Annotated in this window: 23 protein-coding genes; 15 read left to right on the top strand and 8 right to left on the bottom strand. The window is 38.8% G+C overall.

Annotated features, from left to right (window positions below):
- Positions 1–191: 191 nt before the first annotated feature.
- The 3 genes from asd to pncB all read right to left on the bottom strand — a co-directional run bounded on the left by asd (position 192) and on the right by pncB (position 3,489).
- Complete coding sequence (gene asd, locus ACSC97_RS09195) at positions 192–1,043, bottom strand: archaetidylserine decarboxylase (RefSeq protein ID WP_004910093.1); 852 nt, start codon at positions 1,041–1,043, stop codon at positions 192–194.
- Positions 1,040–1,888 carry a sulfurtransferase gene (locus ACSC97_RS09190; protein ID WP_436660567.1) on the bottom strand — a complete coding sequence of 283 codons (849 nt, stop codon included), beginning with the start codon at positions 1,886–1,888 and terminating at the stop codon, positions 1,040–1,042. Before ACSC97_RS09190 ends, asd begins: the two co-directional genes overlap by 4 nt.
- A gap of 398 nt (positions 1,889–2,286) precedes the next feature.
- Positions 2,287–3,489 carry a nicotinate phosphoribosyltransferase gene (gene pncB / locus ACSC97_RS09185; protein WP_436660565.1) on the bottom strand — a complete coding sequence of 401 codons (1,203 nt, stop codon included), beginning with the start codon at positions 3,487–3,489 and terminating at the stop codon, positions 2,287–2,289.
- 148 nt (positions 3,490–3,637) lie between these two features.
- Here pncB and dtd point away from each other — a divergent pair, with 148 nt between their 5' ends.
- Entirely contained in the window at positions 3,638–4,078 is a 441-nt protein-coding gene (dtd, locus tag ACSC97_RS09180) for a D-aminoacyl-tRNA deacylase (protein ID WP_436660563.1), read from the top strand.
- Positions 4,079–4,126: 48 nt separating this feature from the next.
- On the opposite strand, the gene ACSC97_RS09175 is transcribed toward dtd, so the two are convergent.
- From ACSC97_RS09175 to serB, 3 genes are all read right to left on the bottom strand, one after another.
- Positions 4,127–4,606 carry an SCP-2 sterol transfer family protein gene (locus ACSC97_RS09175; protein WP_436660561.1) on the bottom strand — a complete coding sequence of 160 codons (480 nt, stop codon included), beginning with the start codon at positions 4,604–4,606 and terminating at the stop codon, positions 4,127–4,129.
- 150 nt (positions 4,607–4,756) lie between these two features.
- On the bottom strand, positions 4,757–5,092 hold the full coding sequence (gene aciT / locus ACSC97_RS09170; RefSeq protein ID WP_004951151.1) for a ciprofloxacin tolerance protein AciT: 336 nt from the start codon (positions 5,090–5,092) through the stop codon (positions 4,757–4,759).
- 407 nt (positions 5,093–5,499) lie between these two features.
- Positions 5,500–6,720: a phosphoserine phosphatase SerB gene (gene serB / locus ACSC97_RS09165; RefSeq protein WP_004910102.1), complete on the bottom strand. Its 1,221-nt coding sequence runs from the start codon at positions 6,718–6,720 to the stop codon at positions 5,500–5,502.
- A gap of 61 nt (positions 6,721–6,781) precedes the next feature.
- Here serB and ACSC97_RS09160 point away from each other — a divergent pair, with 61 nt between their 5' ends.
- The 8 genes from ACSC97_RS09160 to glmS all read left to right on the top strand — a co-directional run bounded on the left by ACSC97_RS09160 (position 6,782) and on the right by glmS (position 15,186).
- Positions 6,782–8,086, top strand: a complete 1,305-nt coding sequence (locus ACSC97_RS09160) for a hypothetical protein (protein ID WP_419372309.1) — start codon at positions 6,782–6,784, stop codon at positions 8,084–8,086.
- A 373-nt stretch (positions 8,087–8,459) separates the two neighbouring features.
- The gene (gene ribBA / locus ACSC97_RS09155; RefSeq protein WP_004951142.1) at positions 8,460–9,581 is read left to right on the top strand and encodes a bifunctional 3,4-dihydroxy-2-butanone-4-phosphate synthase/GTP cyclohydrolase II; all 1,122 of its coding nucleotides are present in this window, start codon (positions 8,460–8,462) and stop codon (positions 9,579–9,581) included.
- 11 nt (positions 9,582–9,592) lie between these two features.
- Positions 9,593–10,063: a 6,7-dimethyl-8-ribityllumazine synthase gene (ribH, locus tag ACSC97_RS09150; RefSeq protein ID WP_004637206.1), complete on the top strand. Its 471-nt coding sequence runs from the start codon at positions 9,593–9,595 to the stop codon at positions 10,061–10,063.
- A 3-nt stretch (positions 10,064–10,066) separates the two neighbouring features.
- A complete protein-coding gene (gene nusB, locus ACSC97_RS09145; RefSeq protein ID WP_004679125.1) occupies positions 10,067–10,516 on the top strand; it encodes a transcription antitermination factor NusB in 450 nt (149 codons plus the stop codon).
- A 15-nt stretch (positions 10,517–10,531) separates the two neighbouring features.
- A complete protein-coding gene (gene thiL / locus ACSC97_RS09140; RefSeq protein ID WP_436660557.1) occupies positions 10,532–11,449 on the top strand; it encodes a thiamine-phosphate kinase in 918 nt (305 codons plus the stop codon).
- Positions 11,427–11,948, top strand: a complete 522-nt coding sequence (locus ACSC97_RS09135; protein WP_004951136.1) for a phosphatidylglycerophosphatase A family protein — start codon at positions 11,427–11,429, stop codon at positions 11,946–11,948. The genes thiL and ACSC97_RS09135 overlap by 23 nt, the downstream gene beginning before the upstream one ends.
- A 22-nt stretch (positions 11,949–11,970) precedes the next feature.
- Positions 11,971–13,335 (top strand): bifunctional UDP-N-acetylglucosamine diphosphorylase/glucosamine-1-phosphate N-acetyltransferase GlmU, encoded by a 1,365-nt coding sequence (glmU, locus tag ACSC97_RS09130; RefSeq protein ID WP_004910114.1) that lies wholly within the window; start codon positions 11,971–11,973, stop codon positions 13,333–13,335.
- Between the two features lie 12 nt (positions 13,336–13,347).
- Positions 13,348–15,186: a glutamine--fructose-6-phosphate transaminase (isomerizing) gene (gene glmS / locus ACSC97_RS09125; protein ID WP_436660554.1), complete on the top strand. Its 1,839-nt coding sequence runs from the start codon at positions 13,348–13,350 to the stop codon at positions 15,184–15,186.
- A gap of 613 nt (positions 15,187–15,799) precedes the next feature.
- On the opposite strand, the gene ACSC97_RS09120 is transcribed toward glmS, so the two are convergent.
- Positions 15,800–16,288, bottom strand: coding sequence for a GNAT family N-acetyltransferase (locus tag ACSC97_RS09120; protein WP_004684281.1), 489 nt, complete (start codon positions 16,286–16,288; stop codon positions 15,800–15,802).
- Positions 16,278–16,544, bottom strand: a complete 267-nt coding sequence (locus ACSC97_RS09115; RefSeq protein WP_017396924.1) for a DUF1778 domain-containing protein — start codon at positions 16,542–16,544, stop codon at positions 16,278–16,280. The genes ACSC97_RS09120 and ACSC97_RS09115 overlap by 11 nt, the downstream gene beginning before the upstream one ends.
- 429 nt (positions 16,545–16,973) lie before the next feature.
- On the opposite strand from ACSC97_RS09115, the gene ACSC97_RS09110 reads away from it, so the two are divergent.
- The 6 genes from ACSC97_RS09110 to ACSC97_RS09085 all read left to right on the top strand — a co-directional run bounded on the left by ACSC97_RS09110 (position 16,974) and on the right by ACSC97_RS09085 (position 26,287).
- Positions 16,974–17,777, top strand: a complete 804-nt coding sequence (locus tag ACSC97_RS09110; protein WP_436660551.1) for a TnsA endonuclease C-terminal domain-containing protein — start codon at positions 16,974–16,976, stop codon at positions 17,775–17,777.
- Complete coding sequence (locus ACSC97_RS09105; RefSeq protein ID WP_436660549.1) at positions 17,764–19,884, top strand: Mu transposase C-terminal domain-containing protein; 2,121 nt, start codon at positions 17,764–17,766, stop codon at positions 19,882–19,884. Before ACSC97_RS09110 ends, ACSC97_RS09105 begins: the two co-directional genes overlap by 14 nt.
- Positions 19,881–21,563 carry an AAA family ATPase gene (locus tag ACSC97_RS09100; RefSeq protein ID WP_180056335.1) on the top strand — a complete coding sequence of 561 codons (1,683 nt, stop codon included), beginning with the start codon at positions 19,881–19,883 and terminating at the stop codon, positions 21,561–21,563. Before ACSC97_RS09105 ends, ACSC97_RS09100 begins: the two co-directional genes overlap by 4 nt.
- Positions 21,564–21,589: 26 nt before the next feature.
- A complete protein-coding gene (locus ACSC97_RS09095; protein ID WP_436660546.1) occupies positions 21,590–23,131 on the top strand; it encodes a TnsD family Tn7-like transposition protein in 1,542 nt (513 codons plus the stop codon).
- On the top strand, positions 23,124–24,716 hold the full coding sequence (locus ACSC97_RS09090; RefSeq protein ID WP_436660544.1) for a Tn7-like element transposition protein TnsE: 1,593 nt from the start codon (positions 23,124–23,126) through the stop codon (positions 24,714–24,716). Before ACSC97_RS09095 ends, ACSC97_RS09090 begins: the two co-directional genes overlap by 8 nt.
- A gap of 197 nt (positions 24,717–24,913) precedes the next feature.
- A complete protein-coding gene (locus ACSC97_RS09085; protein ID WP_436660542.1) occupies positions 24,914–26,287 on the top strand; it encodes a phosphomannomutase CpsG in 1,374 nt (457 codons plus the stop codon).
- The last annotated feature ends 61 nt before the right edge of the window (positions 26,288–26,348 follow it).

Genomic DNA, 26,348 nt, shown 5'->3' with positions numbered 1-26,348 from the left:
ATTTGTTTAAGATGAGATGTAACTCATTGAAATGTGTCATCATATTCGTCGTCAGAAAACAAGTATTATGCCATTATTTCAATGAGTTATCTTTTTTTGTCGTGTACAAAGAAAATTAACATAATACGCCTTATGCGAAATACGTAAAACAAAAAGCCCCTATCTATAGGGGCTTTTTATAATTTTATTGATTAAATCGAATGTCCTAAACGCTCACCCATCACCACAGTCGAGTTCGCTTTAAACTGCTCTTCCCATACCATTTTATCTTTTTCAAATAAAACCACTGCAGTAGAACCTAAGTAGAAACGACCTAACTCAGCGCCTTTATCTAACTGCATTTGGTGATGCTGTAATTCAACCTTACCTGATGGTTTTACCTTACCTGTTGCAACAGTTTCAATCCCAGCCACAATCATCGCGCCAACTAAAACCACCGCCATACGACCAAGTTCTGTATCAAACAAACATACCATACGCTCATTACGCGCAAACAAACCTGGTACATTTTCAGCAGTCGTTTGATTAACTGAGAACAACTCACCTGGAATGTATAAAGTTTCAGTCAATGTACCTGCAAATGGCATATGTACACGGTGATAATCTTTTGGTGATAAATAAACAGTTGCAAACTGACCATCTACAAATGGCTTTGCAAGTTGCGGATCACCAATCAATTTCTCTACAGAAAAACTTTGACCTTTGGCTTGGAAAATATCACCTGCCTCAATCTTACCCAACTGAGAAATTGCACCATCTGCAGGACAAACAATACTATCCGCACGCTCGTCCACGCCACGTACACCTTCCTTCAATGCACGGGTGAAGAACTCATTAAATGATTTATATTGATTCGGATTAGTCTGCTCAGCAATGCTCATATCAATGCCGTATTTCGCTTTGAATGCCTGAATCACAGCAGTTTTTACCAAAACATTTTCACTGGCTGCCACTTTGCCGATGACACGGCTCAGTTGATGTTGAGGTACTAAGTTTTGTGCTTTGATAAAAAGTTGTTTTTTTAGGTCTGCTGAAAAACTCAAGATGGTGACTCCCCTGAAATAATAGGACTATCGAGGCGATTGCCCCATTCACTCCACGCACCATCGTAAGCTCTCACTTGCCAATTGAGTAATTTTGCCAAGATATACGCCAAGCCCGAACGGTGATGTGACTGACAATACACCACCACAGGTTGTTGTAAATTAAAGCCTAATTGTTCCAAACGTTGTTGAGTGCGTTCAAGCGGGTGTAATTTTAGATGATTTTCACGATTTAGGGCAGTACTCCATTCAAAATGCAAAGCATTTGGGATGTGACCACCGCGTCGCGCAGCAAGACGTAAACCCGTATATTCATCTATGGTACGGCAGTCCCAAAGTTGAATATTCTTATGATTGACTTCATTGAGGAGTTCATCATATTCAATACGATGCTGTTGTACCGCCTGCTCATCAATAGCAACCAACTCTGCAACAGGTTTGTATGGTTCAACTTCAGACGTAGTTGGTAAACCTGCACCTAACCAGCCGTGAATACCACCATTAATTAAACTGGTACGTGTGAAACCTAAGCAGTGTAAATTCCAAATCAAACGCCCTGCCCAAGCACCACCCTCGTCGTCATACACCACTACATGATGTTGCGGTGAAATATTTAATTTCTCAATCAGGGTTTTTAAACCATCGACATCTGGCAATACACCATTCGCTTGTTCATTCTGCGCAACTAAATATTTAGGTGGCAAATGTATGGCATGTGGAATGTGCAGTTGCTCATAAACCGAAGCTCGGCTTAGATCGATCACTCGAATCAACTCATGACCCAAGTATGGTACAAGTTGTTCAGGTTCAATCAATAAACCTAATTTAAAATCTGTGTCAGTCATTGTTATGGTGTCTTGTGATTACAGCATTACATCAAATTTTAGCATAGCTCACTTTTTATCTTTGTCTGATTTTTCATATTCATTTAGCAGAAAAGTAGATATAGGAAAAAACCCAACGATTTTAGATTTAAAGCATAAAATTTGCTGACAATTGCGAAAGTTAAGCCATATAAACCTGTCGAAAAAATTTACTGGTGCAGAGGCGGCATCCATGCCACCTCTGTGGCTGCTTTGCGCTGCTTTCAAAGCGTTGCTTTTAAATTGCTCAGGATGTACCGTCAGTTCAACAAAAAAAATGTTACTTTGGATCTTTCAAAAGTAAAGAGTACCTATTACAGATCTCTCATAACATTTGAGCTATTCCAGAGCCGTACTAAATTTTGAGTATGAAAGAATAACTAGGCCTCTTCAATCTCAAACACCTGACGCAAATACGCCAAAAACGTTTCATTATCGCTCATGGTCTTGCCTGAACTATCAGAAATTTTTGCTACCGATTGCCCATTACATTCCACCAGTTTTAAAACAATATTAAGCGGTGTCTGTCCCATGTCATTGGTGAGATTAGTTCCAATACCAAAACTGACCTGAAAGCGATCTTTAAAATATTGGTGCAATAACCATGCTTTCTCTAAATTTAAACCATCACTAAAAGTTAACATTTTGGTCTTGGTATCTATTTTTAATTTGCGATAGTGCGCATAGGCTTTATCACCCCATTCATAAGGATCACCACTATCATGGCGCAAACCATCAAATAATTTGGCAAAATACAGATCAAAATCTCGCAAGAAAGCATCCATCCCAACCACATCGGTCAATGCGATTCCTAAATCCCCTCGATACTCTTGTACCCACGCTTCTAAAGCCGCTTTTTGGAAATTACGTAAACGAACATCCAATGCCTGAAAAGCCTGTAAAAACTCATGTGCCATGGTTCCGATCGGGCTAATGCCTAATTCTTTCGCTAACAGCACATTGCTGGTGCCACGAAAAACTTTGGGTGCAGCTGAGTGAAAGGCTTGAACTACATGTTTTTGCCATTCAAAACTATAACGTCGTCGTGTGCCAAAATCTGAGACTAAGAATGGAGGATCATTTTCTTGCTGTTGCTGAGCATAATCTTGTAGTAGAACGAGCTTCTGCTGTAAACGGCGCTCGCCTTCTACAAAAACGTCATCATTACGGATGCGTTGGAAATACAGCTCATTGACGATAGCTAAAACGAAAATCTCAAACATCATGGCTTGTACCATTGGACCTTCGATTCGGATATCAAGCCGACCTGCCTCATCCATACTGGCTTGGATGAAACGACGTTTAAGTTGAAATAACTCTAGGTAATCAACAAAATCACTTTTAATAAAACGCAAGGAACGTAAATACTGTAACTCATCATCGGTGAAGCGCAGCTCACACAACAAATCAAGTTGATGGTTCAAATCATCCAAAATCTCAACTAGCGGATAAACAGTGTCATCTAAATTGCGGCAACGAAATAAATAAACACTGTGAGTTTGCGGAAACTGATGTAGCACGACTTGCAACATCGTGAATTTATACAAGTCCGTGTCGAGTAAAGATCGAATAATGGCAGGCATAAAGGATGGTTTTAACCAATTTTTATTAGATATCTGTTGTTATACAACCAAACGCTGGAGATTGAATAGTAGACTTTTGCTGCACGACTCATTTTTATCCTTTTGCTCTGCTAAAATTGCGCATCTCCTATCATCCAATTTTAAAGTTATGCGTGCATTAATTCAGCGAGTTCTCGAAGCAAAAGTGGTTGTGGACGGACAAACGACGGGCGAGATTGAAAAAGGCTTATTGGTTTTTCTAGGCTTAGGGAAAGACGATACTTTAGAAAAGGGTCAGAAACTGATAGATAAGATTCTCAAATATCGAATCTTTGACGATGAAAATGGCAAGATGGGGTGGAATGTGAGTCAGGCCAGTGGCGGTATTTTATTGGTATCGCAATTTACCCTCATGGCACAAACTCAAAAAGGGTTACGACCAGACTTTGGACCTGCGATGCCACCTTCAGAAGCCAAAGCACTCTACGAGCAATTGGTTAAATACACACAACAGCAATTTGAAAATGTACAAACAGGTATTTTTGCTGCGGATATGAAAGTACATTTGGTGAATGATGGACCTGTGACTTTTAACCTAGAGATTGAATAACTTTAGGCAATAAAAAAACTCCCATCTAGGGAGTTTTTTTCAGGCTTGTTATTTACCTGTTTTTTCTTTAATAAACGCACGTGCTTGGCGAATTTTTTCTTTTACAGGTTTTGGTACTTTAGGTGGAAGCAATTTCGCTGCTTGGTTGAACCAAACCAATAAGCTAAAGTCACCTTCCATTTTAATGCTACCGTCTTGCATACCTGTCATGAATGCTGTTGGGTCGCCTTTTACTAAAGTTTTTACGCCTTGCTCACTTGAAGCAAATTGCAAAATAAAATCCGCTTTTTCAGGATTGCCCGCAACTGTATCGATCTTACCGTGATTGACAATAATCTGACGTGCCATGCCCAAGTCTGTACCAATTTGAATACGAAATTCACGATCATGAACTAACTCAATAAACTTAGGGTTAGTACGTGCCAATTGCTTCATACGCAACGCCAAACCTGCCACCAACAAATCCAGTGGATCTGTACTTACATCAACGATAGGTAACTTAACCACAGGTAGAGAAGAAAGCTTCATGACAATTATGCCCACAGTATAATGATGAAAATTAAGACAACCCGTATCCTAGCACAATTGTGAAGAACTCTGTAAAAGCTTTGTTTCAGAAAGTGAATGTAAAAAAGGCGTGCTGAGCACGCCTTTGATGTGATTAGAATTATTATGTATTTATCGACTAGAACATTGTTGTTGGTCATCCTTATAAACAGGCGTGTGTTCAATATACTGGCGATTTGCCAGTTGTTTTTGTGCTTGTTTGTCTTCACGTAAAAGAATAAATGTCACCGTCACCATCGCAAGGCTGAGAGCTGTCAGATAACTATAAGCGACAGACATTTCGAACATGGTTTGCACACCAAAGCGTACCACTTCGAGCAGTCCCCAACTAATCATACCCGCCAACATAAAACCTAACCAACGACGATAAGGAGAGAAGAAAACAGCAATAACTGCGACAGCGATCAAGCCAAATCCAACCCACATGGTGAAATTCGCTGCTTCCATAGAAACCTCCGTCTTTAAAAGGATGTCTGAATCAACGTTCAGACCTTATATTGTTCTGTAATCTCTAACAGTACTTCGTGTTGCATTAACGTCTTTAAGCATTATGGAGCGTTTTTTTTAGAAAAAAAGAGCTTAAAATTAACGATACGACACAAGATGTCGCAATATGCTTTTGTAATTACATTTTTTAAAAATCAAAATTCTGAAATTTCTATATAGCATCAATTACTGAGTGTCATTACAAAAAAATACGCTTAATTTTGAGCTCAAAAAAACTTTTTTCAGAATTTTTTAATTGTAGGTTTTCTATACATTTAGTCATAAATATGACGAAGTGGTGACAGCTAATAAAATCAATAAAGCCACATGATCTGTGGCTTTATTTGAGGGCTCAGATCTACACTTATCTATGCCCGATTGAGGTCTTTATCATGCATACCTAAAAGATAAAGCACGCCATCTAAACCCACACTCGAAATTGCCTGATTGGCATTTTGACGAACTAGAGGTTTGGCGCGGAATGCCACACCTAGCCCAGCGATTGACAGCATTGGTAAATCATTTGCGCCATCACCAACAGCCATCGCCTGCTCTAGTGAGATACCCATTTTATCAGCCAACTGGCGTAACAGCTCTGCCTTACGCGCACCATCAACAATCGCACCTTTCACTTCACCAGTGACAAGCCCATCTTGCACATCCAAAATATTGGCATGCACTTCATCAATGCCAAGTTTAGCTTGTAAATACTCTGCGAAATATTGGAAGCCACCTGAAAGAATTGCTGTCTTATAACCTAAGGCTTTCAACGTTGAGATTAAGCGCTCTGCACCTTCTGTCACAGTTAGACGCTCAGCAATTTTAGGCAGAACAGATGCATCTAAGCCTTTTAACAACGCAACACGCGCACGGAAACTTTGTTGGAAATCAAGCTCACCTTGCATTGCACGTTCTGTAATTTCCGCAACTTGCTCACCTACACCCGCTTCTAATGCAAGCTCATCAATCACCTCTTGCTCAATCAATGTAGAGTCCATATCAAAGCAAACCAAGCGACGATTACGGCGATAAGCATTATCTTCTTGTACGGCAACGTCGATGTTTAACTCACCTGATAAACTCAAACAAGCAGCACGCATTGCTTGTGCATCCAGCATTTGTCCACTTAATCCGAACTGAACGCAAGCGCGTCGTGGGAACTGGCTTTCTTCTTCTAGTTCTAAACGTCCTGATAAACGTGTCACCGTTTCTATGTTAAACCCTTGACCCGAAACAATTTGAGTCACAGCTTGCAAGTGTGCAGCGGTCAGTTCAGGTGCAAGAGCCGTCACGATATAGCGTGTACGTCCGCCCTCACTCACCCATTGGTCATATTCTGCGTTGCTGATTGGTTTAAATCGCACAGTTAAGCCAATATCATGTGCTAAAATCAGAATCTCTTTCATTGCTAATGCTGTTGCAGTCTCGTTATCTGATGCAACAACGATCCCAAGGGTCAGTTGATTGTGAATAACCGCCTGACCGACATCGAGTATTTGCAAAGAATGTACGGAGAGTACCTGCATTAATCGAGTAAACTGATTCGGTTGATCTGGTCCTAAAAAGGATATAAGAATGATTTCTCGCATGAATTGACTCGTGTTAGAGCGACAACTATTGTAAGAATCATAACATAACCCATGAATCTATTTGCCTTGGAAGTTTAACTTGAATGCGCCTCGCCAAGGGCTATTTGCTAGCCTACTGATCGTTAGTTTTGCCTTGCATACCTTTTTATTGGTGATTGCAACGACTCATCAACTCAATGAAAACCGCGCCAGCCAAGGACAACTGATGACCAGTCAGTTAGTGGCAGATACTCTTTCTGAAATGGAACCCGCCAATACTGTTTCTTTAGCATTGGTTGCTAATCGCTATGCGACCAATCCAAGTGTTGCCTCAATCCGTATTTTGGATGCCAACAAACAAGTGTTAGCAACTAGCGGTATGGCTAAAACTCGTCAAGGCGAAGTATTTGTCCGTGATGCTTTACAGAATGAAAAGAAAGTGGGAACAGTCGAAATAACGCTGATACAACCAAGTATTGGTGAAATTTTGCGCACACAGTGGTTGGCGATTCTATTGTCTCTCTTGATTCATGGATTAATTTGGTTAGGCTACCGTGCTATTGCACGCCCAACGCGAACCGAATATCTTGCTCGTATCAATCAAGAAAATCATCTCAAGCATGAAATTCAACGTTTAACTCAAGCTTTGGCATTAGAAAAACAAAATACGGTTACTTTGGTCGCTCAAGCACAACAACAAGCAAAAGTACAACCCAAAACGCGAGTTGAAAAAGTCAGCACTGAAACACCTCAAGTTGATCAGCATACATTGGCGCTTAACATCCAATTTTATGATCCAAAACAACTCTTAAATAGTGTTAACCAATCCGTTTCATTGCCCTACTTTAAGCTATGTCAGTTATTTTTGGATAAAAGTATCGATCTATGTGCTAAACATTATCAAATTGATCCATCTAAAATTTGTGTTGAACAAGAGTTTAATGCTGAAGGGGCAACCTTAAGTACTCAGTCAGATCAAACACATGCTTTAGAATGTCTTATGATGATTGGTGCTGTTTTCCAACTGCTCGCAGAAGTACTGTATAAACGTTATCGCGAAGACAAACGCTTTGCATTGCAAACGCGTGGTTCTGTTGCTAGCTCTGTAGATGCCATGCAGCTCGACGCAATTGAAGCTTCGAAACGCCTAACTCAACATTTACATGCAAAAGAAGCTGCCTTGCATTTGAATCACGAGCAATTAAAAGCGATTCAACATAGCTATGAATTAGTTGCAATGCCAAACCCAAGTAACATCATGACACGTCATGCATTTATGATTAATGGTATGAATGAGGAGTGTGCAACTTTAGCTCAAAATCTGCGCACTGAAATTTTAATGGGTAAAAAGGCAAAAGTCTCATCTGAATCATCCAGCCTTTCTTAATTCACCTCGATAAAATAGCCCCATTTTTTAAGTATAGAATGGGGTTTATTATTTGAATAACTATTAAGTTCATTCCATCAAAAAGTGCTTGATTTGCATAAAACATCAACACACTCAAACTATAATCTTAAATCGATTCAGCGCAGCTTGAGTTAAAAAATTATTGCAAAGCAATGAAATTTTTAGAAAAAACAAAATATTATATTCTGAATCAAAACCAAATATTTAGATCAATAAAAGCGTTTACTCAGCATGATGTATAAATTCGTCACGTGCGATAAGAAGCACAGGCGAAAAGTTTTAAAATGCGGTAAACTATGCCAAATTTATCGAATACTAATGCCTTAAAAGGCTGCTTAAAAGGTGAAAGCGAATGCCGCTGAGTCGTGTTGAAGAACTTGTCGCAGATATTCGTGCAGGCAAAATGGTTATCCTCATGGATGACGAAGATCGAGAAAATGAAGGTGACTTAGTCATCGCTGCTACCCATGTTCGTCCTGAAGACATTAACTTCATGATTACACATGCACGTGGTTTGGTCTGTCTGACATTAAGCCGCGAACGTTGTAAGCAACTCAACCTTCCGCTTATGGTTGATCAAAACGGCGCTCAACATGCCACGAACTTCACCCTTTCAATCGAAGCAGCCGAAGGCATCAGCACAGGTATCTCAGCAGCAGAACGTGCTCATACCATTCGCACAGCTGTAGCTGCCCACGCTAAACCAAGCGATATTGTTCAACCTGGTCATATTTTTCCATTAATGGCTCAACCAGGTGGTGTCTTACACCGCGCAGGTCATACCGAAGCTGGATGTGACTTAACACGCTTAGCAGGTTTAGAGCCTGCTTCAGTGATCTGTGAAATTATCAATGAAGATGGCACTATGGCGCGCCGTCCTGATTTAGAAGTATTTGCAGAAAAGCATGGTCTCAAGATCGGTACGATTGCGGATTTAATTCACTACCGCATGACCAACGAGCAAACTGTTGAACGCTTATCTCAAGAAACTATTCAAACTGAATACGGGACTTTTGATCTTTATAAATACCGTGAAATCGGTAACCCAGATATTCATTTAGCTTTGGTAAAAGGTGAGCCGAAAGAAGGCGTGACCACTGTTCGTGTCCATGGTTTCAACCCTGTTCGTGATCTTTTAAAGCTCAATAAAGCCGATGGTTCTCCAGCATGGAATCTTGATCTTGCAATGAAAACGATTGCTGCAAGTGACCGTGGTGTATTGGTTTGGATTGGACAAGATCACTTGGAAGATTTAGGTCATGCCATTCATCATTTGAACCAACCAAAGCCACTGAAATCAAATGCAGCGCTATCGCAGCAATATCAAACAATTGGTGTCGGTGCACAAATTTTACGTGATCTTGGTGTTGAGAAAATGAAGTTGTTGAGTTCTCCGCTTCGTTTCAATGCTTTATCAGGATTTCATTTAGAGGTGGTGGAATACATCACTGCCGATCAAATCACAGCAAAATAATCGAGGTTGCTATGGCAATTCGCCGAATTGAAGGTTTATTACATCTCGCAAGCGAAGGTCGTTATGCGATCTTAGTTGGTCGTTTCAACAGCTTCGTTGTAGAACATTTACTTGAAGGTGCGATCGACACATTAAAACGTCACGGCGTTGCAGAAGATGCGATCACCGTGATTCATGCACCAGGTGCATGGGAGCTGCCGATCGTTGCGAAGAAATTAGCGGCTTCAAACAAATTTGATGCCATCATTGCTTTAGGTGCAGTAATTCGTGGTAGCACACCTCACTTTGACTTCGTTGCTGGTGAATGTGCTAAAGGTCTAGGTGTTGTAGCACTTGAAAGCACAATGCCTGTGATCAACGGTGTTTTAACTACCGATAGCATCGAACAAGCGATTGAACGTTCAGGTACGAAAGCAGGTAATAAAGGTAGCGAAGCTGCACTTACTGCTATCGAAATGGTTAACTTATTAAAGGCAATTTAAAGCATGTCGCAAACACTTCAGGCCGCTTATGCAGCGAAACGCAAAGCACGTCGTTTTGCTGTACAAGGGATTTATGAATGGCAAATGAGTCAAAATCCTGTTCATGAAATTGAAGCACGTACACGTGTTGAAAATGCCATGCACAAGGTTGACCTCAACTACTACCATGAATTACTCACTCAAGTGGTTGCTCAACATGAAGCTTTAGATGAGTTACTCATTCCTGTACTTGACCGTGAGCTATCTGCACTTGATGGTGTAGAACTTGCAACCTTACGATTGGGTGCTTATGAATTACGAGATCATCTCGAAGTTCCTTATCGCGTTGTACTTGATGAAGCAATTGAGCTAGCAAAACACTTTGGTGGTGCAGACAGTCATAAATACATCAATGGTGTATTAGATCGTCTTTCTTCAAAGCTTCGTGAAGCTGAAAAACAACAAGCGAAATAATAGGCTTGATGTTTCATGGCTGAGTTTTCAATTATTGACCGTTACTTTAAACGAGCATCTCATCAGGATGTCAGTTTAGGTATTGGTGATGACTCAGCCATCCTCACCCCTCCTTCCTCGCAACAACTCGTCATTTGCACAGACACTCTAGTCGCTGGGCGCCATTTCCCTTTAGACGCCTCAGCACATGCTGTGGGTTGGAAAAGTGTAGCCGTGAATTTATCAGATATCGCGGCAATGGGAGCTCACCCACACAGTATATTGCTTGCACTCAGTTTACCAAGTGTAGATGAGGCATGGTTGGCTGAATTCAGTCGAGGACTCTTTGAATGTTGTGACCTATTCAATGTTGCATTAATCGGTGGAGATACAACACAAAGCTCCCAATTAACGATTACAGTGACAGCGCTAGGTTGGATAGAACAAGGACAAGCAATTACGCGAGCTGGTGCGCAAGTCGGTGACTATATATGCGTGAGTGGGCAAGTCGGTGATGCTGCGTATGGACTGCACCATTTAGGTCATGCACTACAACAACGTTTAGATTATCCAACACCGCGTTGTCAGTTAGGTCAGCGACTGAAAGGTCGAGCGACCAGTATGATCGATGTCTCGGATGGTTTAGCACAAGACTTAGGACATATTCTGAAAGCCTCTGGCGTGGGTGCGACTTTATTTTTAGATCGTTTGCCAATAGATTCAGCACTAAAAGCATTAGACCAACAACAAGCTTGGCAATATGCGCTCGCTGGAGGGGATGACTACGAATTATGCTTTACAATATCACCGCAAAAATTCGAAGAACTATCGCGACATCAATCTGATGTACCGTTTACAATAATCGGCGAAATTACCCAACAAACTGGATTGTTATTTAAGTATATGGGCGAAATTTACCCATTACATGTTCATGGATATCAACACTTTGCATAAACCCCCTATTCACTTTAACCAAATGACTTGGTTTGACCGCTTTATTGTGTTCTGCGGTGTAGGATTTGGCTCTGGTCTTAGTCCCAAAGCCCCTGGTACTTTTGGGTCAGCATTTGCTCTTCTTTTCGTCCCCCTGTGGCTAATACTTGGCTTCAATGCCAGTGTTTTTGCAATCCTACTTATGTCGATTGCAGGCATTTATATTTGTGGTCACACTGCCAAAGTGATTAATGTCCATGATGATGGTCGTATCGTTTGGGATGAATTTGCGGGACAATCGATTACCTTTTTACCTCTGCTTTACTTACAGCAAATGAATTGGTTATGGGTCATTGCAGGTTTTGTCTTATTCCGTATCTTCGACATCTGGAAACCATTTCCAATTAATTGGGCTGACCAAAAAGTTTCTGGCGGCTTTGGTATTATGCTTGATGACCTGATTGCAGGACTTTGGGCTGCATTATGTATTTTTCTTATTCAATTTTATTTTTTGACCTAACACATTAATATTAGGGTTAATTATGTCAACAACCGTCATTATTCTAGCTGCAGGGAAAGGAACGCGAATGCGTTCAAAGCTTCCTAAAGTATTACAACCACTTGCAGGTCGTCCACTTTTGGGACACGTCATTGAAACCGCAAAAAAACTCAACGCCCAAAATATTATTACCATTTATGGGCATGGCGGTGAACTTGTTAAACAAAGCTTTGCACAAGAACAGATTGAATGGGTTGAACAAGCTGAGCAATTAGGTACTGGTCATGCTGTACAGATGACATTACCAGTTTTACCGCAAGATGGTATCTCACTCATTTTATATGGTGATGTGCCTTTAGTTCGACTCAGTACTCTTGAACAATTACTAGAAGCATCTAGCCAGTCTGGTATTGGGATGATCACACTCGATGTCGAAAACCCAACGGGCTATGGTCGTATCGTTCGTCAGGCAGGAAAAGTTCAAGCCATTGTTGAACATAAAGATGCCAATGAAGAACAACGTCAGATCCAAGAGATCAATACGGGTATCTACTGCGTTAGCAATGCAAAATTACACCAATGGCTACCAAAGCTGTCGAATAATAACGCACAAGGCGAATATTATCTTACCGATATCGTAGCGATGGCGGTTGCAGATGGTCTGGAAATCGCTTCCATTCAACCTGAACTTGCATTTGAAGTTGAAGGCGTAAATGATCGTCTACAACTCGCTACGTTGGAACGTCAATTTCAACAACAACAAGCCAAAGAATTAATGCAACAAGGCGTTCACTTAATTGATCCAAATCGTTTTGATCTACGTGGCACATTAAAATGTGGGCAAGATGTTCAAATCGATGTGAATGTTATTATTGAAGGTCACTGTGAGCTCGGTGATAACGTACAACTTGGTGCAGGCTGTATCTTAAAGAACACGCGTATCGCAGCAGGCACTAAAGTTCAGGCTTATAGTATTTTTGAAAATGCCGTAGTAGGCGAAAATACTCAAATTGGTCCTTTTGCTCGTTTACGTCCAGGCGCAAATCTTGCAAATGATGTGCATATCGGTAACTTCGTAGAAGTTAAAAATTCTAATATTGGTGTAGGTTCTAAAGCCAATCATTTCACTTATCTTGGTGATGCTGATATTGGTGCGGATTGTAATATCGGTGCAGGTACGATTACTTGTAACTATGATGGCGCAAATAAGCATAGAACTATTATTGAAGATCATGTATTTATTGGCACCAATAATTCACTGGTTGCTCCGATCAAAATCGGTACTGGTGCTACAACTGGCGCTGGTTCAACCTTAACACGAGATGTGGCTGACCATAGTTTGGCTGTCGAACGATCTAAACAGTTTGAAAAAGCAAATTATCAACGTCCCCAAAAGCTGAAAAAATAAGAGGATAAAATTATGTGTGGTATTGTTGGAGGCGTTGCTGAACGTTGCGTAACTGATATTTTGATCGAAGGACTTAAGCGTCTTGAGTATCGTGGTTACGACTCTGCTGGTTTAGCATTACTCAATAATCAAAAAATTCTACGTGAGCGTCGCGTAGGGAAAGTTGCCAATCTTGCCGAAGCTGTTTCAGAACAACATTTAACGGGTAATATCGGAATTGCACACACACGTTGGGCAACTCATGGTAAACCAACTGAAAATAATGCACATCCACACGTTTCTGGAAATGTCGCTGTCGTACATAACGGTATTATTGAAAATTACCAAGAATTAAAAGACGATCTACAAGCCTTAGGTTATGTATTTACCTCTCAAACAGATACCGAAGTTGTTGCTCATCTCGTACATGACGCATTAAAACATACTGATAGCTTACTTGAAGCCGTACAAAAAGTTATTCCACAACTGAAAGGTGCTTACGCTCTTGGAATTATTCATACTGAACATCCAGATGAATTAATCACTGTTCGTGAAGGTTCTCCTCTCGTGATTGGTGTGGGTATCGGTGAAAACTTTATCAGTTCAGATCAATTGGCTCTACTTCCAGTCACGAATCGCTTTGTTTATCTAGAAGAAGGAGATATTGCTCGCTTAACTCGTACGAGCATTGAAGTTTTTGCGCAAGGTGAAGCTGTTCAACGCCCAGTGAAAGAACTGGATGCTACGGTTAGCAACGCATCTAAAGGTGAATATAAGCACTTCATGCTCAAAGAAATTTATGAGCAGCCAGAAGCGATCCAGCAAACCATTTCACAAGCCTTAAATGGCAATTATTTGCGTGAAGATTTTCTTCAATATGCTAATGCTGATTTTGCTAAAATCCAACAGGTACAAATTATTGCCTGTGGAACCAGCTATCACGCAGGTATGATTGCAAAATATTGGTTTGAACAATTAATCGGCGTATCTTGCCAAGTCGAAATTGCCAGCGAGTTCCGCTATCGTACGCCTGTCATTGTGGCAAATACGCTGTATATCTGTATTTCTCAATCTGGTGAAACGGCAGATACCCTAGCAGCCTTACGTGAAACCCAAAAACGCGCTAAAGCCAACACGATTGACATTAGCACGATGACGATTTGTAACGTTGCGACATCATCGATGGTTCGCGAAACAGATCATCATTTACTCACTCTTGCTGGCCCTGAAATTGGTGTTGCTTCAACCAAAGCATTTACCACGCAACTTGCTGCATTAATGTTACTGATTCTAAAAATCGGTCAAGTGAAGCAACGTCTCTCTGATGCCCAGTTAACAGAAATTACTGAAGCTTTATGGCATTGCCCGAAAGTAATTCTAGATACTTTGCAGCACAATACTTCGATTCTTCGTTTGTCTGCGTTATTTGTAGAAAAGAACCACTGTTTATTCCTTGGTCGTGGAACACACTTCCCAATCGCACTAGAAGGTGCTTTGAAGCTCAAAGAAATTTCATATATTCATGCTGAAGGTTATGCGGCAGGTGAACTCAAACATGGTCCATTGGCATTAGTTGACAATGAAATGCCTGTGGTGATTTTGGCACCAAATGATGACATGCTCGATAAATTAAAATCGAATATGGAAGAAGTACAAGCGCGTGGCGGCGAGCTTTTTGTTTTTGCTGATGAAAATAGCGGAATCCAAGAAAAAGATCGCCAACACGTAGTTCATATCCCAGCAGTCAATGAATGGTTAGCACCTATTGTTTACAGTATCCCTGTACAGCTTCTGTCATATCATGTCGCTGTATTGCGTGGTACTGATGTGGATCAGCCACGTAACCTTGCAAAAAGTGTAACGGTCGAATAATAAAAAAATGGAAGAAAGGTTGCTGTGTTCGTTGTGTTCGTATAATTAAGTTTGTATCAAATAATTAAGTTTAGATTTAATTATTTAAGTTTGGATATTAATGAAGTAAACGAACGAAACCCTACCCTGTAGACCCAGTGATTCTTCACCAAGTCTACAGGGTTTTTAATATAAATAAATTCAAATTAGAATCACACCAGAAATATAAAATTATTACTAATATATTCAACAATATAGATATATAAAAATCTCACCCTAGATTCAAAAAGCATCCCTTTTTGACCTAATCTTGAAAACATTTCATTTTTATTTAAAGTATGCTTCACCTTTCTGAGCAAGAATTCGTATTTTAAAGTGGAAGAACCCGATACTTAATACAAACTTAATTTCATCTAAAATTAAGGATACCAAATTATAATACAAACTTAATTTTAAAATTGAAAAATAATGAATAATATATATCAATAACTTATGATCAAAAATAAAACAAACTTAATTAAATTACCATAATTAGACGCAGTATTTGGTCATAAAGCAAAATAAGGGATAAGGAACTATGTGCAAACTCTGAATAAGTCTATTAGCTATTCCTGTTACTAGCTAGCAGCCCACCTTATTTAAAATGAGGTATTTCATTCACTGGATATATTAATGTTAATGGATTTGATGTTAATGAGATAAAGCCAAACCGCTGATAAAACTTCATAGCTTTTTGATCCTTAGCATGTATTACAACAAAATTAACACCAATAATTTGAGCAACTTTTGAAACTTGTTTAAGAGCATGTGCTAAAAGTACTTTTCCAACTCCTTGCCCCTGTGCTGCTTGATCAACGGCAAAGCGACCCACAACCACACAAGGTAAGGGATAACGAGGTAATCGTTTAGTGAGAACAGCATCAACCCCATCAAATCCTATAGAGGTACTTGATAGACAATAAAACCCCCTCACCTGTGCATCATCATCAATAGCAACATAGGTTTTACTTGTTCCTGATTTCTGATGTTGGGATGCGTATTGTTTTATGAACTTATTTAAATCATCTTGCCCACAATTAAATGATTTTTTCTGATGATGGGCTTGTAAAACCTCAATTTTCATCCAATAAACTCATTAAATTTTTCATCTCATCATTTGCAGGGCGCGGATTTTCAAGCAAATTCATTAACATATCACGATCAGCATTATTTACTTTTAACTCGTGATTAGATTTAAGTAATTCTTTTGCTCGTTCAAATGAGGATTGGATCATAAAGGAACTCACACTAAGACCCAATAAATTCGCAGCTTGCTCAATTACAATCTTTGCATCTACGGTTGAACGAACATTGATTCGTTCTGTTGCTAAGTTAGCCATATTTTCCACCAATTTGTACATCATAATGATGTACAAATTATAGCAGATTAAGGTAGTACTTTAAGATCCAAATTTACATATTTTGTTCTAAAATATTTGGAATAGAAAATAAACATTTTACTATGAACCAGAATGAATGGTCGGGTTTGAGTATGAATATGCAGTTGGTTTACATAAGAATATGCAACGATGTTTACTAAGATGTAATTTGAATACTTTTGCCTATCATTAACGTTTTTTAAACTCATTAATTGAGTACTAAAATACCAGATTAATTATTAAGTTAATGAATTAAAAGAATAATTAAATAATAAATTATAAAATTTTGTTTGTATATAAATATATTTAAGTTTGTATGTTTTTGCCAAATACAAAATTACCCCCATTCAGATATGATTAATTATCCACCAAAATCCACAGGTCTTCTGTATGGCAAAAATTATAAAAAACTATGAAGAACTAGTAACAGAAGGGTATGGCCAGGGCCATGGACGCGATTATAAACCTTGTAAAACTGTTCAAAACTTCAGTTCAATTGGTCGCTCTCACAGAGTACAAGGCCGTGTGAGTCAACGTCTTCATCACTTATTTTCTGATCTAGAGCTATCTACCTTTTTACTGCTTGACTGGAATCAGAACGTTACAGATATTCGCGAACATTATCCTTTGGATATCTATGATCTCAACTCCATCTGTTCTCGTTTCCGAATGAAAAAAGTATCGGTTGACTATATACCTTTTACCCTATCTTCAGATTTTTTAGTTGATTTTGGTAAGTTTTCTATAGCCCTTGACACTCTTTACAGCAAGGATCTGAATAAAGCTCATGTTATTGAGTCATTAGAAATTAAACGTCGTTACTGGGAAGAAGAGCACAATACGCCGTTCAAACTGATTACTGAAAAAGACATTCCTGCTACGGTACTAGAGAACATTAAATGGCTGTATGTAGAAAAAAATGACCTTGAAATAACAAATCACATGATTGATCAAGCAGTTTATTTTATGGAAGAAATTAGCCAGTACCCTCAAAGCTCATTAATCCAATTTTGTAAGCATTCTGACCAAACTCAAAAAATGGGTATCGGAGCGACGCTCGCATTGTTTAGAAAATTATTTGCACTGCGAATACTTCAATTTAATCTAGAAGTTTCATACTTGGAGCTTAAACTCTCTGATATTCATGCAAGTAATTTGCTCCAGAATGAGAATACAGTCCATGCAACTAATTAATTCAGTTTACATCTTGAATTCAACACAATACCGAATACTCAAATTCTTACCGCAGTATACGGTATGGATTGCGATTGATAATAAAAATGCTTTTCCTGAACTCATTTTGTCTAAGGAACTTCAAACTCTCTCAGATGATCAAAGCCTGATACCAGCGCAAGATCCTTATGAATATTTAAAACGATTAAACTTGAGTGAAGATTCTATTCAACTCAAAAAAAGAGATGAAAACTTTTTAATTATTCAAGATTTAATTAATGATGAACAAGTTCTTATCAATACAAAAATCAGGACTGCAAAAATTAAAACTATACATCTAGAAAAAGAAGTATCAATTAATAAAATTCTACGACTCCTAAGACGCTACTGGCAGCGTGGTCAAACTATAAATGCTTTGGTACCGGACTATGAAAACTCAGGTGGAAAAGGCCAAAAAAGAGCTATAGGTGATAAAAAAATTGGCAGACCACGCATCTATGAATCGAATGGAGGTAAGAATGTCACTGAACAGGTTGAATTATATTTTAAGAAAGCCATCGAAGAGTATTTAGTTCCTGTCAAAAAACAATCCATTAACGAAACTTATCTTCGGTTTAAAAGTGTATTTTCTAAGCACTTTCATCAAGTGCAAACCTCAGATATTCCAACCTATGCTCAATTCTATTATTTTTATAATACGCGATATAGAAATAAGAACAATTCCAAGGAAATTCTGACGAATCAGAAAACCCTGAAAGATCACAAACCTCTAATTTCAACAGCAACCAAGCAAGCAAATGGCCCTGGCGCACGTTATGAGATAGATTCAACGGTTGCTGATATTTACCTTGTATCATCACGAGATCCATCACAGATTATTGGCAGACCTACCGTCTATCTTGCTATCGATGTATTTAGCCGGATGATTACTGGGCTTTATGTTGGTATGGAAAACAGCTCATTTAACACAGCCATACAATGCCTCAGCGTTGCAATCCAAGATAAAGTGACATTCTGTCAGAGTTATGGCTTGCAAATACAACCGGAAGACTGGCCTATTTATGGTTTACCTGGTGCCATACTTGCAGACCGCGGTGAACTCATTGGTTATCAAATTGAACTTCTTGAAAAAAACTTTTCTGTTCGTATTGAAAATGCGCCACCGTATCGAAGCGATGCCAAAGGTATAGTGGAGAGGGCTTTTGGAATCATTCAGTCACGCTTTAAATCCTACGAGAATATTGGTGTTGTTTCTGGATTCAAGGAAAAAAAGAAAGGCGGACATGATTATCGACTAGAAGCTTGTCTAACTTTGGAAGAGTTCAGAAAAATCATATTAAGCTGCGTCTTGTTACGCAATAATTTTGATATTTTGACGAAATATGATCGTAGTGCCGATATGCCGACTGACCTGCCTTCTATCCCCCTTAAGCTCTGGCAGTGGGGTCTACAGCACCGTACTGGGATGTTAAGACAAGTGGATAACAAATCACTATATGTTGGCTTGTTACCTAGGACCGACGCCTCCTTAAGTGACAAGGGACTTAAAGTCAAAGGCTTACTCTATCAATGTTTGGAAATGCATCAACAAGGCTGGTTTATTCGTAACACGACCAAATCCCGCCCGAAAAAGTTGCGGATTGGTTTTGACCCATACTCAGTAAATACCATTTATGTTTTCTTTGATGAAAATAAGTTGGAATACTGGGAAGCCCACTTAAGTGATACCTCACGTCAATATCAGCATCTGACCTGGTGGGAAGCTGAACAAATTCAAAAAGCAATCAAAACTGTTGAAAAACAGCATTCACAACTAAAGTCCGTAGCCATCAGTGAATTGCAGGATTTTACTGACAAAATCATCCACACAGCACAGAGCCGGCAGGCTCAAGCAGGAGTTCACCAACTTTCTAAAGCACAACGTACTCGGGATATTCGTCAGAACAAACAAGAAGCAATTCAGGTGGAACGTGAGGAACATCTCCAAAATAGGTCCGTCAATTCTATCCGGACTATCCATTCCAACCAAGACAATACTCCAACACCCCCATCTCACAGCAGCAATCTGGATTTGACCAGTCAACCAGACTTAATGAGACAATTATTTGAAGAGGACGATGAAGAATGAATAATAATGAACTCGCGGTCAACACATCGATAGAAGATATCTATGGGGATAATCCTCTCATTACTCAATTACCGCCTATCCTTGACACAAAATCGGTCATTAAACACCTACGAGGGAAACTGAAATTTATTCCAGAACAGCGTTTCTTACCCCAACCAGAAAGAATCCATCTGATTGCTCAGTTGCCTCATGATTTTTTTCAACCACTGACTAAACATCTATCCCTTGAACAAAAAATTTCTATCATGATCCGGCAAGGTTACGTGAGCAGAAACATCACTAATGGGGATAGACATCGACATTTACACGCTGCTTTTCAGCAACTAGAACCATCAAATGAAAGCTCTTACCGCTATGCACCTCCAGAGTCGACTGCAACTAGCATGTCAATTATAGGATGTTCGGGAAGCGGTAAAACAACGACAATGAACAAAATTTTGCGTTATTACCCGCAAGTGATTGAACATAGAGAGCTGGGATTAAAACAAATTGTTTACCTTAAAATTGATTGTCCGCATGACAGCTCTTTAAAAAACTTATGCTCAAACTTTTTTAGAGCAGTAGATTTAGCATTAGGAGATACAAACTTCGAGCATCGTTTCACCAGAAGTCGCTTAAATGTGAATGCTATGCTGCAGCAGATGAAAATTATCGCAAATAATTATTCTATTGGACTTTTAATCATTGATGAAATCCAGCATTTGAATACAAAAAAATCTGGCGGGGCTGAAATCATTCTTAATTTCTTTGTCACCCTTGTGAATGTGGCATCCATTCCAATTGTGATGATTGGGACACCCAAAGCCAATGAAATTCTGCAAGAAGATTTAAGATCAGCTAGACGCAGTGCAGGATTAGGCTCTTTAATCTGGGAACCTATGCGCAATGAAGCACCCACTCCCGATCCTAGCACCCCTGATCAAATGATCATTTCTGAATGGTATGCTTTCACCAACAAGCTGTGGCAATATCAATGGGTTCAACAACCAGCTGAACTGACCGATGAATTAAGAAACACTTGGTATTATTATACGCAGGGCATTCCAGATTTAGTGGTCAAACTGTTCTGCTTGGTGCAGATTCATGCAATCACCATTGGTCTGGAAAAAATTACATCTGAACTTTTTAAAAAAGTCTACGAAGAACAATTACAGCCAGTCCACGATATTTTGGATGCACTCCGCTCAGGCAACCCCACACGTATTGCACGATATTCTGACTTAACGATCCCTCAAGTTCAAATTGAGGAATATGTTGAACAACACCGTTTCAAAGCTGCATTAAAAACGGAAATACAGCGTAAAGATCTAGGACCACATTATTCCACACTGATAGGTATGCTAACGGCCTTAGGTCACCCCGCTGCTACAATTGATCTGCATGTCACTTCTGCATTAAAAAAATATCCAAACGAGAACTTACAGGTACTACTCCAACATATTCTGGAAGTATTAGACGGCTCTGTAGCAAAAGATAAATTGGACCAGCCTCAGACCACAACTCCGGCAAGGAAGCCAAGGACCTCTCGTAAAGTCATGAAAGTGGAGGAATGGAAGAGTACTGAAACGAATGACTTACGAAACTTTTTCAGTCAAGCACAAGAACAGGACGTAGATGTTTATGAGTTATTAAAATCATCTCACTATTTGTTTGATCCTACCTGTCCCATTTTGCATTAAGCAGAAAAAATGGAGGGTAAGGTACCATGATTTCAAATTTTCCAGCACCATATCCAAATGAATTGATTTACAGTGTGATTGCTCGTTATGCTGTTCACAATGGGATTCTGAGTCCAAAATATCTCACTGAAGAATTATTCAATAATAGGAACTTGACACCAACTTACGATTTACCTTCTCATCTAGACAGGGTGGCCAGTTACTTACCAGATCACTATGATACGCTTATTTTAATCAACCAACACACCCTGTTACCAATTTACCAACCATTTCAACCTGATAGAGTAATGCATTATGCTGTGCAGGCATTGCGAGGTGAGCAGTATCAATCCCTGCATACCAAATTAGGAAAAAATGCATCGCGGATCAAAGCTGTGAGTTTTTTCCGGTTCTGCCCTCATTGCTGGCAAGAACAGATGCAGCAATATGGTGAAGTTTATTGGAAATGCAGCTGGCAGATTACAGGATATGAATATTGTACAAAGCATGCATCCCCCCTTTTTGTAAGCTCTGTCTCGTGTAATGGACTAGACCGAAGGTACTATGTTGCTCATTTAAATGCTCTTAAGGACTCTATTCAGCTCGCATTAAATTCTGAGGACTTAAATAAGCATAGTGAACTTGCAGGATTGATTGAAGAACTATTGTCTAATTCAGACACAATCACTTTAAAAAACTTTTCTTCTATATCTGTCGCTTACTTCAATATTTTAAAAGATCGGAACTTACTTTCAGGTCAAAAAAATATCAATTATGAAAAAGTTCGTCAACTTGTTGTCGATTATTGGGGGGAAAGTTTTCTTCAGTACTATCACCTAGGTGATCTGCGGTCTGAGAATTGCTGGCTCAAGAATATCTGCAGAAAACACCGAAAAGCTTTTTCATATCTTGAGCATCTCATCGTATTAAAGGCACTTGTTCCCGAACAAAGTCCTATTTATACATACCAACAGTATTTGGATCTAGCGACAGTAGGTATAGAGGAACAAGCCATTCCTGTCACTGTAAAACACAAGACTTACCAAGTCCTGTCAGATGATCAACTGAAATGGATACAATTGATTCAGGATATGTCAGTCAAACTAGCTCGTAAACATGATGGTGCACTGTACGCACGTTTATATCGCAATCATAAAGATTGGCTGTTACAAATCAATCAAACCGCTATCATGACACCACTCTCTCTACCCAAACCACGTGTCGATTGGAGTATTCGGGATCGTCAGTTTATGAAACAATTGATTAAAATACGTGATGAATTATTAGAAGACTTAGACTCCCCACAATGGACCAAAAAGTTTTTAATTAAACAACTTGGGCATGTCAGCCTAATTGAAAAAAACTGGCATTTTCTGCCGTTGACCAAAGCATTTTTGGAGCGCTACGCTGAGTCGGTGGATTGTTATCAAATACGTCGTCTGACACGAACATATATTCGTCAACAAACTGAGAATAAATACTATCCACCGAGTGTTTTTTTACGTGTATCAGGATTAAGTGAGCAGCGATTAACGCCAGAAGCACGTCGATTTTTTAATAATATTTGGGAAGAAATAAAAAATGAGTGATTGTTCAACCGACTTTTTACCAAAAGAGATGATTTACTATACTGCGACAAAAATTAGTCGACGCGGTCAAACTCGGTTTGATATTGATACTCATTTGTTTAACCCTATTATTAACCGTCCTATTCAACTTAAATTACCGATTGAGAGTATTATTCTTTATGACTATCTCACCCCAATTGCAGATTCTGAGCCAAAGGAATTATTTTTCCATACACTTGAAAGTGTAAATTTCACAGTATTCAAAACAATCACTTTATTAGGAGAAGAATATAAAAAAAGTGATCAAGGCAGGATTTGCTTTGAGTTTGATTACTACTCAAAAGTATTAAATAAAAATCTTACTATTCAAATACCGAAACTCATTCTTGCTCGGGACCTATTCTTTTCACATCCTTATCTTTTACGTGCAGCACTCTTTGCGGAAAACTATTCAACAGATATTCTAGTGGATACGAATGATGAAAAGGCTATTCATATTAATATAGCAAAAAACAAAAAAATTATGAACGCAGATGTCTCTGATCCTCATTTTTTGAAGAAGCTCGCTTTAATTTTATTACAGCCTGATTTAAATAAAGCCTTCATTAGTATTTATCAGAAAACAATTATTGATCAAAAAGGCGCTAAAAGTTTTAATTTTGACATGGAAGTGCCTGATCTTAAAAATATTGATCTAACAGTAGATGGAATTTATGATAAAGAAACAGGTATTTACAGAATTGAGCGCATTACATCTTTCAAAAATCTTGATACAGCTATCAACCGCCCTATTCAATTTCATTTCACTTCAAAAAAAATCATACAACAGGTCAAAAATGCTCAAGGGCAAGGTTCAAACAAACCAAAACCAGCGAGCCAACCTAAAGAGAAATTGAATAAAAATGCTGAGGCAGATATCGATAAACTACTGGCCAAGCTAAGAAACCTACCTGGAGAAATTTATACAATTGAAGAATTAAAAATTTCTTTAGAGAAACCTCCTGCTAAAACTGTAGTACGTAAAAGACGAAAGCAAATGGATAAAGATCAAAATCAAGAAGAAGGATTTGCTGGTGGAGAAGGAGATATAGAGGGTACAGTGTCTGGATTTACAACAGAATCAGAAATTCAACTAGAGCGAGTCACTTATAAAGACTTGATTAAACTATTGGAGCAAATTGAAGAAAAGGGATATAAAACCAAAGAAATCAAGAACTCACCTTTTAAAATATATAAACGTTTCAGAGGCCATAAGTTTGCAAACAATCAATTACGCTACTTTTATGTCTATAAAATTTTTAATATAGAAAATAACCATCAATTTTATTTGTGTGAAATTGATACTTCAGATGGTAAAAAAAATATCTCTACCTTATTACTCCCATATGAAAAAGAAACTCAACGATTAATTGAGATAGATTTGGAAATATTAAATAATTCAATACTGTCTCAATCACTCAGTTGGCCTAAAAAGCTTCTATCTGAAGTGAGAGGTATTACTGCAATAACTACAATTAATCATCCTTCCAAAAAGGAAGAAATAGAAGATGTAAATTATTACACTGACTGGGCGGAGCGGATCTTGGCAAAGGTAAAATCGATATAAATTTCATGAAGAGCTAATATATAAAATAGCATGCTGAAGTACCAAACTTTAAAAATTAGATGAAAGAGCACTATATACAGTTAAACATCTATTTTTAAAGAAGATATAAAAGTTAACCAGTAACTTGGCATATAGGAACTATTTTCCTTCTATAATCATACTTTCCTTACTTCGCAGGAATTATTTCGAGAATTTAAATGACACAACTTACTTGTTTTAAAGCCTATGACATCCGCGGCAAACTCGGTACAGAACTCAATGAAGAGATTGCTTATAAAATCGGTCGTGCCTATGGGCAAATTTATCAACCAAAAAAAATTGTGGTGGGCTGCGACATCCGTCTCAGCAGTGAAGATTTAAAACAAGCCACCATCAAAGGTCTGAATGATGCGGGTGTTGATGTTTTAGATTTAGGTATGACGGGGACTGAAGAAGTCTATTTCGGTGCCTTTCATCTAGATGTTCAAGGTGGGATCGAAATCACGGCAAGCCATAATCCGATGGACTATAACGGCATGAAATTGGTCCGCGAAAATGCACGTCCGATTGGAGCTGATTCAGGGCTAAAAGAAATTCGTTTATTGGCTGAATCAGGCAACTTTAATGAAGTTATCACTAAAAGCAAAACTGAAAAATACAATATTCTGCCTGAATATATTGATCATTTAATGTCGTATATTGATCCTGCAAAAATTCGCCCACTCAAATTAGTCATGAATGCGGGCAATGGCGCTGCTGGTCATGTGGTTGATGCCATTGAAGCAAAATTTAAACAGTTCAATATGCCTGTTGAATTTGTCAAAATTCACAATGATGCCGATGGTACTTTCCCTAATGGTATTCCCAACCCAATTTTAGTTGAAAACCGTGACAGTACCCGTAATGCGGTGATTGAACATCATGCAGATATGGGTATCGCTTGGGATGGTGACTTTGACCGCTGCTTCTTATTTGATGAAAAAGGCCAATTTATTGAAGGTTATTACATCGTCGGTCTATTGGCACAAGCGTTCTTACTGAAACAATCTGGTGAGAAAATTGTGCATGACCCTCGCCTGGTTTGGAATACCTTTGATGTGATTGAACAATACCAAGGTGAAGCGATTCAGTCTAAATCAGGGCATTCATACATTAAAGAAAAAATGCGTGAGCACAATGCAGTATATGGCGGTGAAATGTCAGCGCATCATTACTTCCGTGATTTTGCTTACTGTGACAGTGGAATGATTCCATGGTTGTTGGTTGTTTCTGTACTGTCTGAAACTGGACAATCGTTGTCTTCATTAGTTGAAGAGATGATTACTAAATTCCCTTGCTCAGGGGAAATCAATTTCAAAGTCGCAGATACTCAAGTCACAATTCAAAAAATCTTTGATCACTTCGCAAATCAAAATCCAAGTATTGACCACACAGATGGTGTAAGTTTAGATTTTGGGGCTTGGCGCTTTAACGTACGTGCTTCAAACACAGAGCCCCTATTACGTTTAAATATTGAAAGCCGTGCGGATAAAAATCCTAAAAAAATGCAAGACTATGTGGATGAGCTGACCCAGCTGATTCAAGGCAGCTGAAGTCAGAAAAAAAAGAGCCACATCAAAATGGCTCTTTTTTTATTCTTGATACTTATCTGAA

Source organism: Acinetobacter sp. P1(2025) (assembly GCF_051390655.1).
GTDB lineage: Bacteria > Pseudomonadota > Gammaproteobacteria > Pseudomonadales > Moraxellaceae > Acinetobacter > Acinetobacter junii.
This window is presented reverse-complemented; position numbering and strand designations above follow the sequence as displayed.